Annotated in this window: 11 protein-coding genes, 1 tRNA gene and 1 pseudogene; 10 read left to right on the top strand and 3 right to left on the bottom strand. The window is 75.6% G+C overall.

All coding sequences use genetic code 11. The features are described from left to right. Positions 1-397: 397 nt before the first annotated feature. A pseudogene (locus tag BCL76_RS35815) lies at positions 398-715 on the bottom strand (hypothetical protein); the annotation flags it as partial. 55 nt (positions 716-770) lie between these two features. Further along, positions 771-845, bottom strand: a tRNA-Trp gene (locus BCL76_RS35810). Positions 846-1,193: 348 nt separating this feature from the next. On the opposite strand from BCL76_RS35810, the gene BCL76_RS35805 reads away from it, so the two are divergent. From BCL76_RS35805 to BCL76_RS35790, 4 genes are all read left to right on the top strand, one after another. After that, positions 1,194-2,315, top strand: a complete 1,122-nt coding sequence (locus tag BCL76_RS35805; protein ID WP_109783543.1) for a glycosyltransferase — start codon at positions 1,194-1,196, stop codon at positions 2,313-2,315. Between the two features lie 654 nt (positions 2,316-2,969). Next, positions 2,970-4,586, top strand: a complete 1,617-nt coding sequence (locus BCL76_RS35800; protein WP_109783542.1) for a phospholipase — start codon at positions 2,970-2,972, stop codon at positions 4,584-4,586. A gap of 327 nt (positions 4,587-4,913) precedes the next feature. Then, entirely contained in the window at positions 4,914-5,444 is a 531-nt protein-coding gene (locus BCL76_RS35795) for a hypothetical protein (protein WP_309136882.1), read from the top strand. A 9-nt stretch (positions 5,445-5,453) separates the two neighbouring features. After that, positions 5,454-5,873, top strand: a complete 420-nt coding sequence (locus tag BCL76_RS35790) for a hypothetical protein (protein WP_109783541.1) — start codon at positions 5,454-5,456, stop codon at positions 5,871-5,873. A gap of 192 nt (positions 5,874-6,065) precedes the next feature. On the opposite strand, the gene BCL76_RS35785 is transcribed toward BCL76_RS35790, so the two are convergent. Next, entirely contained in the window at positions 6,066-7,025 is a 960-nt protein-coding gene (locus BCL76_RS35785; protein ID WP_109783540.1) for a phospholipase, read from the bottom strand. A gap of 660 nt (positions 7,026-7,685) precedes the next feature. Between BCL76_RS35785 and BCL76_RS35780 the strand changes: the two genes are divergently transcribed. From BCL76_RS35780 to BCL76_RS35755, 6 genes are all read left to right on the top strand, one after another. After that, positions 7,686-7,874, top strand: a complete 189-nt coding sequence (locus tag BCL76_RS35780) for a thiazolylpeptide-type bacteriocin (RefSeq protein WP_109783539.1) — start codon at positions 7,686-7,688, stop codon at positions 7,872-7,874. 22 nt (positions 7,875-7,896) lie between these two features. Next, positions 7,897-8,079: a thiazolylpeptide-type bacteriocin gene (locus BCL76_RS35775; protein WP_030774781.1), complete on the top strand. Its 183-nt coding sequence runs from the start codon at positions 7,897-7,899 to the stop codon at positions 8,077-8,079. A 182-nt stretch (positions 8,080-8,261) separates the two neighbouring features. Further along, complete coding sequence (locus BCL76_RS35770) at positions 8,262-11,021, top strand: lantibiotic dehydratase (RefSeq protein ID WP_109783538.1); 2,760 nt, start codon at positions 8,262-8,264, stop codon at positions 11,019-11,021. Continuing rightward, positions 11,018-12,241, top strand: coding sequence for a lantibiotic dehydratase C-terminal domain-containing protein (locus tag BCL76_RS35765; protein WP_181382874.1), 1,224 nt, complete (start codon positions 11,018-11,020; stop codon positions 12,239-12,241). Before BCL76_RS35770 ends, BCL76_RS35765 begins: the two co-directional genes overlap by 4 nt. Continuing rightward, the gene (locus BCL76_RS35760; protein ID WP_109783536.1) at positions 12,238-14,133 is read left to right on the top strand and encodes a hypothetical protein; all 1,896 of its coding nucleotides are present in this window, start codon (positions 12,238-12,240) and stop codon (positions 14,131-14,133) included. Before BCL76_RS35765 ends, BCL76_RS35760 begins: the two co-directional genes overlap by 4 nt. Next, the gene (locus BCL76_RS35755; RefSeq protein ID WP_109783535.1) at positions 14,130-16,067 is read left to right on the top strand and encodes a TOMM precursor leader peptide-binding protein; all 1,938 of its coding nucleotides are present in this window, start codon (positions 14,130-14,132) and stop codon (positions 16,065-16,067) included. Before BCL76_RS35760 ends, BCL76_RS35755 begins: the two co-directional genes overlap by 4 nt. Positions 16,068-16,075: the final 8 nt, after the last annotated feature.

The raw sequence follows: 16,075 nt of genomic DNA, 5'->3' as shown, positions 1-16,075 counted from the left end.
CGCCACCATGCACAACCTCGCCATGACACGGTGAAACAGCAGGCCAGACGCCACTTCGACCCGCCCAGGCCCGACCTTCTGCAACACCCTTTAGGAGCGTGCGATGGACCGGTCGACGACGTCCTGGTGCGTCAGGCGATCTGCAGGCGCAGGGCGATGCGTTCGGTGTCGACGAGTACCCCGTCGAAGTCGAACGTCACGAGTTCGACGGGCTCGATCATCCCAGCAGCATAGGAAACGGGGAAGGACGGGACGCCCCTCGGCGGCCGCGGCGCCCACCGAGGTGCGACGCGATCCTGGCAGCGGCGGCGAACCCGACGGCCGCGATCCCGACGGTGGTGAGTCCGACGGTGGTGAGTCCGGCGAGGGCGGTCGTGGTGGCGGCGGTCGAGGTGGTCGCGGGGGCGTCGTCACCGCCGGCCGTCATGAAACCGTCGCGTGAGCGCCAGGACAGCACCGAGCGGTGCGACCGCGCGGACAGCAGCGAGCCCGTGCTGAGCCAGGAGGCGGCGCTGAACACGGACAGGGAGGATCCGACGGAGGCGGCGCAGAGCGCGCAACCCACGGAGCCGATCGACAGGACCGATCCCACCGAACCGATCGACAGGACCGAGCCCACCGAGCCGATGGAGAGCACCGAGTCCTTCGACCACAGGGACAGGCGGGACCCGTCACCGGGGCCCCACGGGTTGCGCCACGCACGAGATCCGGTCATGGGCTCATCCTGACAGGGCGGACGCCCCGGGGGAGCGGCCCACGCGCCGGGAGGGCGGGGCCGACCGGAATCGAACCGGCGTCCTCACGATTTTGGAGACCGTGCGCGACGACCTCTGCGCTACGGCCCCGCCCCTGCCCGGATCGTATCGGTGCCGCCCCGCGGACGGGCCACCCGGGCCGCCCACCGCCCGCCCGCCGCCGCCCACGCCCGCCCGCGGCGGCCGACCCCGCCCGGCCACGGCGGCCCATGCCCGCCGCCGCTCACCGCCCACGCCCGCCCCGCCCGCCGCGGCCGACCCCCGCTCGGCCGGCCGGCCGCGTACCAGAACGTCCGATTATCGATCCCTTCGGGGGGAACGCGGCGTGCACGTCCGTCGGTTGACCGGAGAGAAGGGGAGGGCGGGGGCCGGCCCGCACCACCGGCCGGCCGGCTGCCCGTCCTCCCCGACCGGCAGATCGACGGCTAGGAGACACCCGTGCGCATACTCTTCACCGGACCGGCAGCGGCCGGCCACCTCTTCCCGATGATCCCGACCGCCCAGGCCTTACGTGCCGCCGGTCACGAGGTGCTGTTCGCGGGCTCGCAGCCGCTCGGCCCGCTGCGCGAGGCCGGCTTCCCGATCGTGGAGATCGGCGACGGCCGCAGCGTCATGGAGGTCTTCGAGCAGTCCTCGGACCAGGAAATGCGTTATGTCGCACCCGACATGACCACGGACCAGATCCTCGACCGGGCGGCCCACGGCTTCGCGCTCGTCTCGCGTTCCACCGTGGACGGTCTGCTGGAGACCGCCGACAGCTGGCGCCCCGACCTGCTGGTCCACGACTCCTTCCAGGCCTCGGCCCCGCTGGTCGCGGCCAAACTGGGGATCCCCTCGGTGGTCCACAACTTCGGCGTCACCTCCGGCCTCGACATGGTCGCCCGGCTCGCCGCCAACTTCACCGAGGCGTACGAGACGTACGCGGTGGCCGGCCCCGCCGAGCCCACCGCCCTGAACATCGTGCCCGCCTCCCTCGGCGGCGACGCCGACGGCCTGCGCGTGCGCTACCTCCCCTACAACGGGGGCGGCACCGTCCCCGCCGAACTGCTACGGCCCGCCGACCGCCCGCGCGTCGCGGTCACCCTGGGCACCGTACTCACCGCACTGGACGGCGTCCGCGCCATCGTCCGCCTGATCGAGGCCGCCGCGTCGGTGGACGCCGAGTTCCTGCTCGCCGTCGGCGACGCCGACCTCGGCCCGCTCGGCACCCTCCCCGACAACGTCCGCCCGCTGCCCTGGGTCCCGCTCGCCGAGCTGCTGACCACCTGCGACGCGCTGATCCACCACGGCGGCTCCGGCACCCTGCTCACCGCCCTGCAGGCAGGCCTGCCCCAACTCCTGCTTCCCCAGGGCGCCGACCACTTCACCAACGCCGACGCGCTCACCGCCACCGGCGCCGCCCTGCGCTCCGCCTCCGACGACGTCGACACCCCGCTCCTGACCCGCCTCACCACCGAGCCGGCCCTCGCGCAGGCCGCCGCCCGCCTGCGCGCGGAGAACGCGGCCCTGCCGACCCCGGCCGAGACGGTCCCCGCGCTGGAGGCCCTGGCCGCCCCCTGAGCACCCCCCCGCACCCACCCCCGCACCCACCCCTGCGCCCACCGCACGGTGGGCGCGCCGGGGTTCGCCCCCGGCCGGCCGGCGGGCGGGCGGCGGGCGGGCGGGGACGGCCTCGGGCGAGGCCTGCTTCGTCCGCCGGTCTCGTCCGATCGGGTCCCGTCTCCGCCGGCCGGTCCCGGTCGCTGTTCAGGCGTCGGCGGGGCCGCCCGCGGTGGGCATCGCCCCCGGTCGTGACAGGCACAGGCAGGCCCTCCCGTCGTGGTCGACGACGCGGCGAACGTGCGTGATCGACACGACCGCGGCGGCCCCCGCGCGGCGCAGACGCCCACGACCCCTGGTACGGACCGGTGGCGCGCACCGGCCCGTACGGCGCTCGGCGGAGCCGGGTCGCCGTCGCGCGCGTGTGGGGCGCGATGCCGTCCCGGGAGTCATGAGGCCCCGTCCCGGGCGGTGTCCGCCCCGACCGGCACGCCCGCTCCCCGTCCGACGGCCGGTCCGAACCCGGGACGGCCGGGGTGGCCGGAACTCGTCCGAGGTGGACGAACACAAGGCTACGTGCTGGTAACTTACGGGAGTTGATCACGGTCGGGGTGTGGCCGCCGTGTGGCCGACCACGCTCCCGGCCGGAGCCACCCCCCAGTTCAAGGAACCACATTGGCACGCACCGTCGCTGCGGCGGCCCTCGTCCCCGCCACGGCCCTCGCCCTCGGCCTCTCCCTCGGTCTCTCCCTCCTCGGCGCCGCCCCCGCGTCCGCCGCCGACACCCCCACCCCGCACCTGGACGCGATCGAGCGGACCCTGCGCCAGGTCTCGCCGGGCCTGGAGGGCTCGGTGTGGGAGCGCACCGCCGGCAACCGGCTCGGCTCCTCGACCCCCGGCGGCGCCGACTGGCTGCTCCAGACCCCCGGCTGCTGGGGCGACGCCACCTGCGCCGACCGCCCCGGATCCCGCCGCCTCCTGGACAAGATGCGCCAGGACATCGCCGCCGCCCGGGACACGGTCGACATATCCACGCTGGCCCCGTTCCCCGACGGCGGCTACCAGGACGCGATCGTCGCGGGCCTGAAGGAATCCGCGGAGAAGGGCAACCGGCTCAAGGTCCGCGTCATGGTCGGCGCCGCGCCGATCTACCACTCCACGGTGATCCCCTCCTCCTACCGCGACGAGCTGCTCGCCCGGCTGGGCCCGGCCGCCGCCGCGAACATCACCCTCAACGTGGCCTCGATGACCACCTCCAAGACCGCGTTCTCCTGGAACCACTCCAAGCTGGTCGTCGTGGACGGCACCTCGGTGATCACCGGCGGAATCAACAGCTGGAAGGGCGACTACCTGGACACCACGCACCCGGTCAGCGACGTCGACCTCGCCCTGACCGGACCGGCCGCGGGCTCCGCCGGCCGCTACCTGGACACCCTGTGGGACTGGACCTGCCGCAACAGGAGCAACTGGGCCTCGGTCTGGTTCGCCGCCTCCTCCGGCGCCGACTGCATGCCCTCCCTGCCCCGACCGGCCGCCCCGGCGGGCGGCGGGGACGTGCCCGCCCTCGCCGTCGGCGGCCTCGGCGTGGGCATCCGTACGAGCGACCCCACCTCCCCCTTCCGCCCGGTCCTGCCCACCGCCGCCGACACCAAATGCGGCATCGGGGTGGCGGACCGCACCAACGCCGACCGGGACTACGACACCGTCAACCCGGAGGAGAGCGCCCTGCGCGCCCTGATCTCCGGCGCGACCTCGCACATCGAGATCTCCCAGCAGGACGTCCACGCCACCTGCCCGCCGCTGCCCCGCTACGACGTGCGCCTCTACGACGCCCTCGCCGCCAAGCTCGTCTCCGGCGTGAAGGTCCGCATCGTGGTGAGCGACCCGGCCAACCGCGGCACGATCGGCAGCGGCGGCTACTCGCAGATCAAGTCCCTCTCCGAGGTGAGCGACGCCCTGCGCGGCCGCCTGACCGCCCTGACCGGTGACACCGGCCGGGCACGCACCGCCCTGTGCGAGAACCTCCAACTGGCCACGTTCCGCGCCTCGGACCGCCCCACCTGGGCGGACGGCAAGCCCTACGCCCAGCACCACAAGCTGGTCTCCGTCGACGGGTCCGCCTTCTACATCGGCTCCAAGAACCTCTACCCGTCCTGGCTCCAGGACTTCGGATACGTCCTCGAGAGCCCGGCCGCCGCCGGACAGCTGAAGAACGACCTGCTCGACCCGCAGTGGCGCTACTCCCAGGCCACCGCGACGTACGACTACGCCCGCGGCGTCTGCCAGGGCTGACCCCCCCCCCCCCCCCCCCCCCCCCCCCCCCCCCCCCCCCCCCGCCGGCGCACCCCCGCCGGTGCCCGCCCACCCCCGGCGCGCCCCGGCCCTCCGGCACCTCCCGCCCCCGTCCCCGTCCCGGCCGTGCGCCGGGCGGGCCGGGGGCGGTCCGCGTCCCCGGCGTCCGGGCGGGAACACCCCCGGGGCGCGACCCCCGTTCCCCGACCGGGGCGATCACCTCGACGGATCCACGAACGGCCCCGGGGCGACGCCCCCTTCGCACGACGGCCGGCCGCCCCGCGGCCGGACGGCCCCCACCACGCGCCGCCGCCTACGCTGGGCCGTATGCCCCGCTCCGAGAAGAAGCCCCGCAGGCTCGTCGCCGACGGACACACCTACCTGTGGACGGTCCGCCACGGCCACCGCGTCCTGGAGGACGGCGGCTGCCGCAAGACCCTCACCCTGCACACCCGACCGTCGGGCAACGACCGCCTGCTGCGCCTCGTCTTCGACGAGGGCCCCGGCCGGTACGTCGCGGGATTCACCACAGGATCCGGCGAGGTGGGGGAGAACGGCATCGGCGCGCTGAACCTCCACGAACCGGGCACCGTACGGGTGCTGCTCGACGCGGCGCTCGCCCGCGGGTGGCGACCGGCCGAGCAACAGGAGAAGCGGGAGAGGCGGGTCGACGGCTGGACCTACCTCGAAGCGGCGGTCGCCGCACGCGCCCGGCCCGCGACCACGGTCACCGACCGGCCCTCCACACCCTCCACACCGGCCACACCGTCCGCTGCGGATCCGGCCCCGACCCGCGCGCCGTCCGGCACCGCAGACCCGGGCCGGGCGACCCGACCGGTTGCGGACGGGACGGCCTAGGCTCCGGCCATGACTACCGACCAGTGGTACGTCCTCGTCGAGGAGGACACCCGGACGACCCGACACGCCGACGGCGCCGAACTCAGGCTCCATCGCTGGACACTGGCCGCCCACCACCCCGTCGACGGCCCGCGGGAACACGCCCTGGCCACGGCCGAGGACGCGGCCCTGCACTACGTGCCGGCCCTCCTGGCCCGCCACGCGAGACCGGGGGAGTCCCCCGCCCGCCAGGCCTTCCTCACCCCGGACGGCACCTGGCTGGTCCGGCTGCGCCAACGGCACCGCGAATGCCACATACGCGTCACCGCCGCCCGGCTCGTCCACACCCGCGAGGAGACCCAGGCCCCGCCCAAGACCCTCAAGGAAAAGCTCCGCCAGGCTCTGGACGGCCCCGAGCCCACCGCCACCCCCTGGACACCCAAGGCCTAGAAGGACGGCCCGGCCCGCCGGCGCGCCGACACCACGAAGGCCCCGACATCGACACCGGGGCCTTCGTGCACTTCGCCGACCTACCGTTCCAACGACCCCGACGGCCCGACGTCACGCCCCTCCCGTCGCACGGGGGAGGGGAAACCGCCACCGGCCACCGGCCACCGGCCACCGGCCACCGGGCACCGGGCCCTACCCGAACAGGCGGTCACCGGGAGCGGCCATGCGATGGGTGCCGGCGTGACGGTCCACCCGGTCCCGGATCAGGTTCACGTTCACGGAGTCGGCGCACTGCCGACCGCCGTCGTACTCACGCATCCCGGTGAACGCCCCGTAGCCCGCGATGATGCCGTCCACCCGCTCGTCGCCCAGCACCTTGTCGACGTACCAGGGATCGTTGTAGGTGGTCGTCCACGACAGCGTCCCCGCGAGCCGTCCGCCGTCACGGTCCGCGGCGCCCTTCTTCAGCTCCGCGCACGTGGAGTACGTGGCCTCCGTGCAGTTGCCGAACCCCTGGGTGATGTCGCTGTCGCCGTGGTCCATCACCCGGCGACCGGCCGGGAGCCCTGAACCGGACCGGTCGAACGCACCCTGGGCCCGGTCACGGGTTCCCGTCGTCGTGATCCCCTCCGACACACCGAGCCGGCCCTCCGAACTCTTCCGACCCCGACCGCCGACGTCCGGGGTGTCACCACCGTGGTACTCGTAGAACCCGTACAACACCTGGATCCCCGCGGCCGTCAGCCGCTGCGCCTTGTCACGGAGCCCGGCGACGCTGCACCCGCGGTTCTCCCGCTCCCCGCAGTGGTTCGGGTCCTCGACGTCCAGCCGGACCGACGACAGTCGCCGTCCCGCGCCGGCGTGGGCGAGAATACGGTCGATCATGCTGTCGAAGCCGGGACCCGGCCGGTTGTCACCGGCCGAGGAACAGTCGTGCCAGGCCCGCCACTCGTCGGGGTTCCACCAGGCACGGACGTCCATCTCGATGCCGTCGGCACCGTGCGCGAGCGCGGCGTCCACACCGTCCAGGGTGTCGACGCGGTGCGCGACGGCGTGGATCGGGTGACGTCGGTCGGCGGCCGCCGCCGGGTCCGTACCGGGCGCGGTGGTGCCGATGACCGCGCACAGGGCCGCGATCGGCGCCAGGAGCATCCGCGGGCCGGCGCCGTGTCCGATGCAAGAGGTTGCGAGGTCAAGAAACACTCCGTCATGTCGGTGTCCGAATCGGACGGTTCATCTCACCCGACACATGCCGGCACACGATAAATGTATGAAGAATGAATTCGGTCGGGGGTGTTCCCGGGAATGGCGAGAATCATCCGCCGCCCCCGGTGTCGTGTGACGGGAAAACATCCGCGGTCGAAAGAGGTGGTGCGGATTCCGGTGCCGTACGAACCGTCTTCGCGCGGCGAGCCGTCCACCGGGACGGTCCGGACCGCGGGCCACCGCTTCCCGCCCCGCCGGAAGTTCCCGGGCCACGACCGTGCACGGCACCCTGCGCGGACGGCCCGCACGCCGTGCGGTCCGCACCCCCGCCGACCAATGCGGAACCCTGCGCTCCCGCAGAACCCGGCCGGCCCCGCGAAATACCGGGGGAGCGGACGCGATGCCGGGGAATCGGCCGGAAACGCCCTGCGGCCGGTTTCGGCCGGCGACGGCATCACCGATCAGAACCGGACTCGGACGGGCGGGGCACATAACCCCCGGGCACTTGCTGCCCTCCGGACGGCACCGCAATATTCTCCCGACGGTCCGGCCGACCGGCATCCGGTGCACCTTCGGCTTTCCGCTTCCACATCCCGGGAGACAGCTATGTCCGACACCGCGCACACCCCCGCAACAGAACTCCACGACCTGGAGCTCGACCTCGGCGACCTCACCGTCACCTCGATGCGGGACACCGCCGCGCTGCCCGAAGGCGGGGCCTCCTGGGGCTCCTGCTCCTGCCAGGGGTCGTCGTCCTGCGCCCAGCCGCAGGACCTCACCGCCCTCGAGGTCTGACCCCCTACACGAGAGGCAACCCATGAACGACGCCACGCAGTCCGCCGGTTTCGACCTCGACGACCTCGACCTCGGTGAACTCACCGTGACCTCCATGCGGGACACCGTCGCGCTGCCCGAGGGGGGCGCGTCCAACGGCGGCAGCTCCTGTTCCTGCGGCTCGTCCTCCTGCGCCCACCCGCAGCTGCCCGAACTCCCCCTGTAACCGGGGAAACACCACCGCACACCGCACACCGCACACCGCGCACCGCGCACCGCGCACCGCGCACCGCGTCACAGCGCCGCCGCACACCGCGCCGCAGCACCACCGTTCGCCAGACGCTTCCCGCAGGGCCCCCGCGCCCCGCGGGAAGCCGCGCGCCGCCCCCACCCACAGGACGGGAACCCATGCCGCAGCCGCGCCCGCACTCCGCCCCCGGCACCGACGGCTACCGGGTACGGTCCGCGCCCTACGCGCTGGCCCGCGCCACCGTGCTCGCCCACCCGGCCCAGCCTCCCGCCGCGGCCGCCTTCCGGGACCTGCTGGCCCGCCTCCACCGGCTCGACACCGAACTGGCCCTGACCGCCGCACCGCTGTGCGACGACCTCTACGCCGCCCGCGATTCCCACCCCGCCGACTTCCACCGCGACACCGTCCTGCCCCTGCGCCGGGCCCTGCACAACCGCCGCGAACCCCGCCCCGCCCTCCTCGCCCGCCTCGGCGACCTGCCGGCCCGCCTGCCCCGGCTCGCGGCCTGGCTCGCCCTGCGTGCCGACCGCACCACCCTCCTCACCGCCCTCGACACCGCCTGCGGCCCCGCCCTCGACGCCGAACGCGCCGCGCTCGCCGCCCTCTGCCGCGAACCCGCCCTCGCCAAGGCCACCGCCCTGACCAGCGCCGACCTGCTGCGCGCCATGAACCGTGCCGCCACCGGCACGGCCGACCGCCGCGCCCGCAAGGAGGAACCCACCGTGCTGCGCTACGCCCTGCGGGCCAGCACCAAGACCAGCCCGCTGTCATGGTTCACGGCGGTCGGATGGGGCCCACTGGCCGGCGACCGGGCCGACGGACCCGCCCGCCCGGTGACCTCCTGGGGCGCCGCACCCGTTCTCGACGGCCCCCTGCACCCCGTCGTACGGGCCAACCGCACCCTGACCACCGCGCTGACCCTCGCCCTCCTCGACGCGCCGCACCGGCGCACCACCCTTCCCCACCGCATCACCAGCACCGCACGGACCGCCGGCCCACGCACCACCTACATCCGCGACCGGCCCTCCTTCGCCGGCGGCCGCTACCTCGTACCCGGCGAGGACCAGGCCGAGGTGGCCTCCGGCGGGCCGCTGCGCCTGCTCACCCGCCTCGCCGAGAACCCCGTCCCCCTCCCGGACCTGACACGGCACCTGGCCGCGGCGCTCTGCCCGGACAGCCCGGACAACCAGGACGGCCAGGACGACGGGGACGGCGAGGGCGCGGACGGCGGGGACGGCAGCGGCCGGGCCGCGGTCGCAGCCTTCCTCGACCGGCTCACCCGCGCGGACCTGCTGGTCCCGCAGCACCCCGTCGCCCCGCAGGACCCCGCCCCCCTGCAACGCCTCGGCGCCTGGGTACGCTCCTTCGCACCCGGCCACCCCGAAGACGCCCGCCGCGCCGACCGGATCGCCGAACTCGCCACGCTGACCGCCCGGTTCGCCGCCGCCCCGGCCGCCGACCGCCCCGGCCTGCTCACCGCCCTCACCCAGCGCTGGACCACCGAGCTGGCCGCCGCCGGCCGGCCCGTCCCCACCGGCTCCGCCCCGCTGACCGTCCTGTCCGAGGACGTGATCGCCCCGCGCCCGCTGGCACTCGACGGCTTCCTCGGCGCAGCCGACCACGAGGCCCTCGCCGAGGTCACCGCCCTCGCCGAACTCTTCGACCTCGGCCACCTCGTCCGCCGCGCCCTGCGGGACCGCTTCGTCGAACGCTACGGCCGAGGCGGACGCTGCGCACACCCCTGGGAGTTCGCCGCCGACGTCACCGCCGCCTGGGAGTCCGCCGGACGCATCGCCCTGCTCGACCCCGCCGACCGCGACGCGTTCCCCACCGCGACCGAACCCCTGGCCCGGCTGCGCGCCGAGATCACCGCCGCCCTGCGCGAGCCCGACAGCCACCGAGGCCGCACCACCCCCGCTGCCCCCGACGAGGCGGTCCTGCCCGCGGACACCCTCAAGACCCTCGGGGAACGGCTCCCCGCCACGGCCCTCGAACGCCCCCTCAGCTACACCTACTTCCTCCAGCGCGACCCCACCGCCGGACTGCTGGCCGTCAACCACGTCTACGGCGGCTGGGGCCGCTTCACCAGCCGCTTCCTGGACTTCCTCGACCCCCGCGCCACCGCCGAGGTGTCCCGGCAGATCCGGCGCGGCCTGGGACCCGGCGCCCGCCCCGCCCAGATCCGCCCCGTCGGCGGATTCAACGCCAACCTCCACCCCCTCCTGGTCCCCGACGAGATCGGCACCGACCGCGACCGCACCCCCATCGCCGAGGCCGACCTCGAACTCGTCCACGACGAAGCCACCGACCAGGTCCGCATCCACCTACGGACCACCGGCGAACCGCTCGACGTGCTCTACCCCGGCTTCCTCGCCCCCGTACTCCTGCCCGCCCGCATCGCACCCCACCTCGCCGACCACCCCGCCGGCGCCGTCGACCTGCGGCCCCTCGCCCCCCGCCGGACCCTCGACACACCCGGCGGCCCGGTCACCGTCAGCTCCCGCCTCCGCCACCGCCACGTGGTCCTCCAGCGCCGCCGCTGGCTCCTGCCGCCCGCCGTCCTGGTCGCCCTGCGCGCCGACCTCGCCGCCGACACCCACCCCCACCGGGTCCCGGCCGCCGCCACCGCCGACTGGCGCGCCCACCTCGGCCTGCCCGAACAGGTCTTCCTCCACCCGGTCGCCGCCGCCCCCACCGGCCGCGCCACCGAAGACTTCCTCAGCCGCCTGACCCGCCCCAAACCGCACCTCGCGGACCTCGGCAACGCCCTGCACCTGCGCTGCCTGGCCAAATGGCTGTCCCGGCACCCCGACGGCGTCGTCCTCGAAGAGGCACTGCCCGCCCCCGGCGGCCTGCCCGCACCCACCCGGGCCGTCGAACTCGCCCTGGAGGTCTACCGGGACGGACACCCACGATGACCCGCCCGACCGGCCCGCAGCACCACGACAGGAGCGCACCGGACATGCCGTCCCCCGACCCCGAAGCCACCCCGGGACCCGACCCCCGCGACCAGGACGCGCTGGACGTCGCCGCCTACTACCACCACCCGGTCAAAGCCCCACTGCTGCGCGAGGTCATGCTGCCCCTGGCCACCGCCGCCACCGCCGACGGCACCACCGCCCACGTCGAGCGGCACTGGCTCCACGGCCCGCACCTGCGGCTGCGCCTGCAGGGCACCGACCCCGCCGCCCTCGCCGACACCGCCCGCGCCGCCGCCGCCCGCATCCGCACCTGGATGCGCGCACACCCCTCCCACAGCGACCTCGACCGGGCCCAACTCCTGGAACAGGCCGCCGAGGCCGGGCGCGCCGAACTCCTCCCCCCGCCCCACGGGCCCGTCCACCCCGACAACACCACCCGCATCGAACCCGTCGACCGGACCCCGGTACGGGGCCTGCTCGGAGCGGACGGGACCCGCCTGCGCGAGGACCTCCTGCACTCGGGCCTGGGCGCCCTGCGAGCCGGCGCGGACCACCTCGGCCGGCACGGGGACACCCCCCGGGCCCGGCTCCGCCTCGCGGTCACCGCCCTGGCCGCCCACGCCTGCGCCCACCCCGGCGGCCTGACCGGCGGACACTGGTCCTACGTCTCCCACCTGGAGGACTTCCTCCTCCACGACGACCCCGACGGAAGACTCCGCGCCACCTTCGAACAACACGCGCACACCGCCGGGGACACCGTCACCGCCCTCGTCGCACGCATCGCCGACGGACACACGCACGACTGGGAACAGGCCTGGGCCGACTTCTCCCGCGACGCCTGGCACCTCACGGCCCGCCGCCACGCCGCAGGCGCCGACCTCCACGGAAACCCCCTCGCCTACCGGACCCGGGCGGCCGCCACCGGCGACGCCGCCGCCCACGAACGCTGGAACCAGGACATCCGCACCCGCTACAGCGAGTTCCACCGGCTGCTGCGCCGCGCCGACCCGCAGGGCACGATGTGGAGCCGCCCCGACTACCTCATCCACCGGGCCTGCACCAACGCCCTGTACCGGCTGCTGACCGTCTGCGACGTCCGTCCCCTGGAGCGCTACCTCGCCGCACACCTCGTCGTCCGCGCCGTGCCCGCCCTGACCGGCTGCGACTGGCGCACCGAGATCGACGCCGTCATCGACGCGGTCCAGGCCCGGACATGACCGGCGAACCCACCGCCCACGACACCCACGACACCCACGACGCCGAGAACACCCGCGGCACCGGCAGGGACCCGGCGAGCGGCGGCAGCCCGCCGCAACCCGGTGACCGGCTGCGTCCCGGCACCGCCGTCACACCGCTGCGCGCCGGCCTGCACCTACGGGGACGGCGCGGCAGCCTCACGCTGGAAGGCAGCACCGCCGTTCCCGTGGTGTGGGGCCTGCTGGAGGAACCCCTGCGCACCGGGGGCCTCGCCGGGTTCCGGGAGGGCCTGGAACCCGGATCGGCCGTCCGCGCCGCCGCCGACACCCTCCTCGGCCGGCTCGCCGACCACGACCTCCTCCTCCCCGCACCACCCGCCGCCCCTCACCCCGACCCCGCCGTCGCCCGGTGGATCGACGCCACGGCCGCGCACCCCGACGCCGCGGCCGCCCTCCTGGCCACCGCCCGGGCCGAGGTCCTGGCCCACGACCCGAACTCCCCGACCGCCACCGCCGCCCTACGGGCGCTGACGGCCGGCGGTGTGCCCGTCACCCTCACCCCCGACCCGGACCTGCCCCCGGACCGCATCCTGCTGACCGTCCACGGCGCGGGCCCGGACCGGACGGTCGCGGCCGGACGGGGCGGCGCCACCGGATACGTGACCGCCCCCGGCAGCACCGCCCAGGCACGCGCCGACGCAGCAGCCCTCGAAGCCCGCCTCACCCACGCCACCACCACCGTCCTCGACTCCGCCGCCGAGCCGCAACCCCGAAGGATCCCGGGCACGTTCGCCGCACTGCTGGCCGGCGCCGCCGCGCACCGGCTGCTGTGCGCGGCCGCCCGCCTGCCCGACCCGGCCACCGAGGCCGACGACCCGCGGCTGCTCCCCGGCATCCCCACCGTCCTCCTCGCCGACCCCCACCCCCCACGCGCCGACCACCACAGCTGGCTCGGCCCCGAACGCATCGACGCGGACCGCCACGTCCACCTCGCGCCCCCGACCGAGCTCGCCGAGGCACTACGGCGGATCGCCGCCCTCGGCGAGCACCGCTCGGGACCCCTGCCCGCACCCCTGCCCGGGGACCTGCCCCAACTCCCGGTCCCCCTCGCCGCCTGCACACCGCCCGCCGCCGGGCACGCCACCACCCCCCGCACCCTGACCGGCGGCGGGCCCCGCCTCGACCTGGCCCGCCTCGAACTGTTCTGCCGCGCCGCCGAACTCCTCCTCGGGGAAACCACGTTCACCGTCGGCGCCGACCCCGGGCACGCCCGCGGCCGCACCCTGCGCCACACCGCCGCACGCCGCCTCGCCGCCGCCCCGCACGACCGCCCCCCGCTGGACCCGGCCCACTGGTCCGGCCACCCGCAGCTGCGCCACTGGTGGACGACCCTGACCGGCCGGCTCGCCGTCCCCGCACGACTGGAGGTGCACCGGGCGGCCCCCCACGCACACGCCTACCGGGCCGTGGTCCGCCGCACCCCGCAAGAGCCGGAGCACGGGCCGGGGCCGGGGCACGGGCCGGGCCCATTGCTCGGCGAGGCCGTCGAGGCCACCCCCGGCGACGCCGCCGCCTTCGCCGCGCTGGCCGCCGTCACCGCCGTCACCGCCGCCGCGGCCGCGGCCGCGGCGCCCGGCGCCCCGCCACCGCCCTCCGGGGGCGCGGCCGCCCCGCTGGCGGCGGCCGGCGTGCCCACCGCCACCTGGGAGGACCCCGGCTGGACCGGCGGCTGGCTCGCCGACCTGGCCGGACGCGAGGAAGCCCTCCAGGACACCCTGCACCGGCTGTACGGAGCCCGACCCACGACCACACCACCCGCACCCGCACCCGCACCCGCACCGGATCCGGGCCTCGCCGGCCTGCTGCGCTCCTTCGGCTTCACCGTGCTGCACACCCCCGAGGAGCACCGATGACCCGCCCCGCCACGGCCCCCACCCCTGCGGCCGAGCCCGGTCCGGGCCCCGTCCCCGTACTGGACGCCACCGCAGCACTGGCGGCCACCACCGGCCGGGCCGCCGTCGTGCTGACCCGCTGGACGCTCGGCCTCGCCGAGGAACTGAGCCGCCACGCCCTGCACCGACCCGTGACCCTGGTCCCGGTGCGCTACGACGGCCCGCTGGCGGTGATCGGACCGGTGCTCCGGCCGGGCGCCGCCGCCTGCCTCGTCTGCACCGAGCACCAGCGCCTGGCGACCGCGGGCGGCCGGGTCCCGTGGCAGACCCCGAAGCTGACCCTGGCCGGAGTCCCCTCACCGGCCCTGACCCCGGCCGTGGAGGCCCTCGTACAGGACCTCCTCGACCCCGACCCCGACCCCGACCCCGGCCCGGGCGCGGACCCGGCCGCGGCCGTCGTCCACGTCGTCCACCAGGGCCGCGGCACCTGGTCCACCCACCACGTCCGCCCCGTCGGCGGCTGCGACGTGTGCCACCCGCTGCCCTCCGACACACGCACACCGCTCCACCCCCTGCCCCGCGGACCCCGCCCGCTGCCCGACCCGACCGTCCTACGCGGCCCCAACCCCCGCACGAGCGGCACCGCACTGCGAACCGCCCTCCACGACGAACGCTTCGGCCCCGTGCGGCAGCTACGCCGCTTCGAGGACTCGGCGTTCAGCCTCACCAGCGCGGTCGTCACCGACGGCAGGTCCCTCGACGACGGCGGCCACGGCCGGGCCCGCACCTTCCCCGACAGCGAACGCATCGCCCTCTTCGAGGCCGTCGAACGGTACGCGGGCATGCGCCCCACCGGCCGCCGCACCGACCTGCTGGCCTCCTACGCCGAACTGGGCCCGGGCCGCGCCCTGGACCCCGCACGGCTCGGCCTGCCCGACCCCGCACACCACGGCCACCCCGCCTCACCCACCGTCCCCTACACCCCGCACCTGCCGCTCCACTGGGTACACGGCTGGTCCCTCACCCACCACAGGCCGACCGCCGTCCCCGAACACGTCGCCTACTGGGACGTGCCGCAACCGGACCGGCCACGCGTCGTGTACGAGTCCTCCAACGGCTGCGGCCTCGGCAACAGCCCCGAAGAGGCCGCCCTGTACGGGCTGTTCGAGGTCGCGGAACGCGACGCCTTCCTCATGGCCTGGTACGCCGCCACCCCGCTGCGCCGCATCCACCCGCCGGCCGACGACACCGACACCCTGATGCTCGCGGACCGGGCGGCGGCCGCCGGCTACCGGCTCCTGCTCCTGGACGCGACCAACGACTTCGCCGTCCCGGCCGTCCTGGCGGTCTGCCGCTACGAGGGCGACCACCCCGACGCACCACGGATGTTCCTCGCGGCCGGCGCCCACCACGATCCCCGTAGCGCCATCCGCTCCGCCGTCGCCGAGGTCGTCACCAACGTGCTTCAGGCACCGCACCGCTCCTTCGCCGAAGGAGGGCCACGCGACCGCGAACGCCTGCGGCCCATGCTGGAGCACCCCGAACTCGTCCTCACCCTGGACGACCACGTCGGGCTGAACACCCTGCCCGAGGCCGCCGGGCGCCTGGAGTTCCTCTTCGCCGACACCCGGGCCGCGACGGTCGAGGCGGCCTGGCCCGGCGCCCCCGCCCCGGTGCCCGACCTCTCCGGCCTCCTGACACGGACCGTCGCCCGGCTGGCCCGGGCCGGACTGGAGGTCGTCACCGTCGACCAGAGCGAGCCGGGGCTGCGCGAGCGGTTCGGCCTGCACTGCGTGAAGGTCGTCGTCCCCGGCGCGCTCCCCATGACCTTCGGACACGTCAACCGGCGCACCCTCGGCCTGCCCCGACTGCTGGAAGTGCCCCACCGCCTGGGCCGCACCGGCCGGCCCGTCCACCACGGCGAACTGCCCCTGCACCCGCACCCCTTCCCCTGACCCGACAC

Source organism: Streptomyces sp. CG 926 (assembly GCF_003148825.1).
In the GTDB taxonomy this organism is placed as follows: Bacteria; Actinomycetota; Actinomycetes; order Streptomycetales; family Streptomycetaceae; genus Streptomyces.
The sequence above is the reverse complement of the archived record's forward strand: the minus strand, read 5'-3'. Positions and strand labels throughout refer to the sequence as shown.

Coding starts and splice junctions, on each gene's coding strand:
- BCL76_RS35785 (WP_109783540.1), bottom strand. CDS start 7,025: ATGCTCCTGGCGCCGATCGCGGCCCTGTGCGCGGTCATCGGCACCACC.
- BCL76_RS35775 (WP_030774781.1), top strand. CDS start 7,897: ATGAACGACGCCACGCAGTCCGCCGGTTTCGACCTCGACGACCTCGAC.
- BCL76_RS35760 (WP_109783536.1), top strand. CDS start 12,238: ATGACCGGCGAACCCACCGCCCACGACACCCACGACACCCACGACGCC.
- BCL76_RS35755 (WP_109783535.1), top strand. CDS start 14,130: ATGACCCGCCCCGCCACGGCCCCCACCCCTGCGGCCGAGCCCGGTCCG.
- BCL76_RS35770 (WP_109783538.1), top strand. CDS start 8,262: ATGCCGCAGCCGCGCCCGCACTCCGCCCCCGGCACCGACGGCTACCGG.
- BCL76_RS35795 (WP_309136882.1), top strand. CDS start 4,914: ATGCCCCGCTCCGAGAAGAAGCCCCGCAGGCTCGTCGCCGACGGACAC.
- BCL76_RS35780 (WP_109783539.1), top strand. CDS start 7,686: ATGTCCGACACCGCGCACACCCCCGCAACAGAACTCCACGACCTGGAG.
- BCL76_RS35790 (WP_109783541.1), top strand. CDS start 5,454: ATGACTACCGACCAGTGGTACGTCCTCGTCGAGGAGGACACCCGGACG.
- BCL76_RS35765 (WP_181382874.1), top strand. CDS start 11,018: ATGACCCGCCCGACCGGCCCGCAGCACCACGACAGGAGCGCACCGGAC.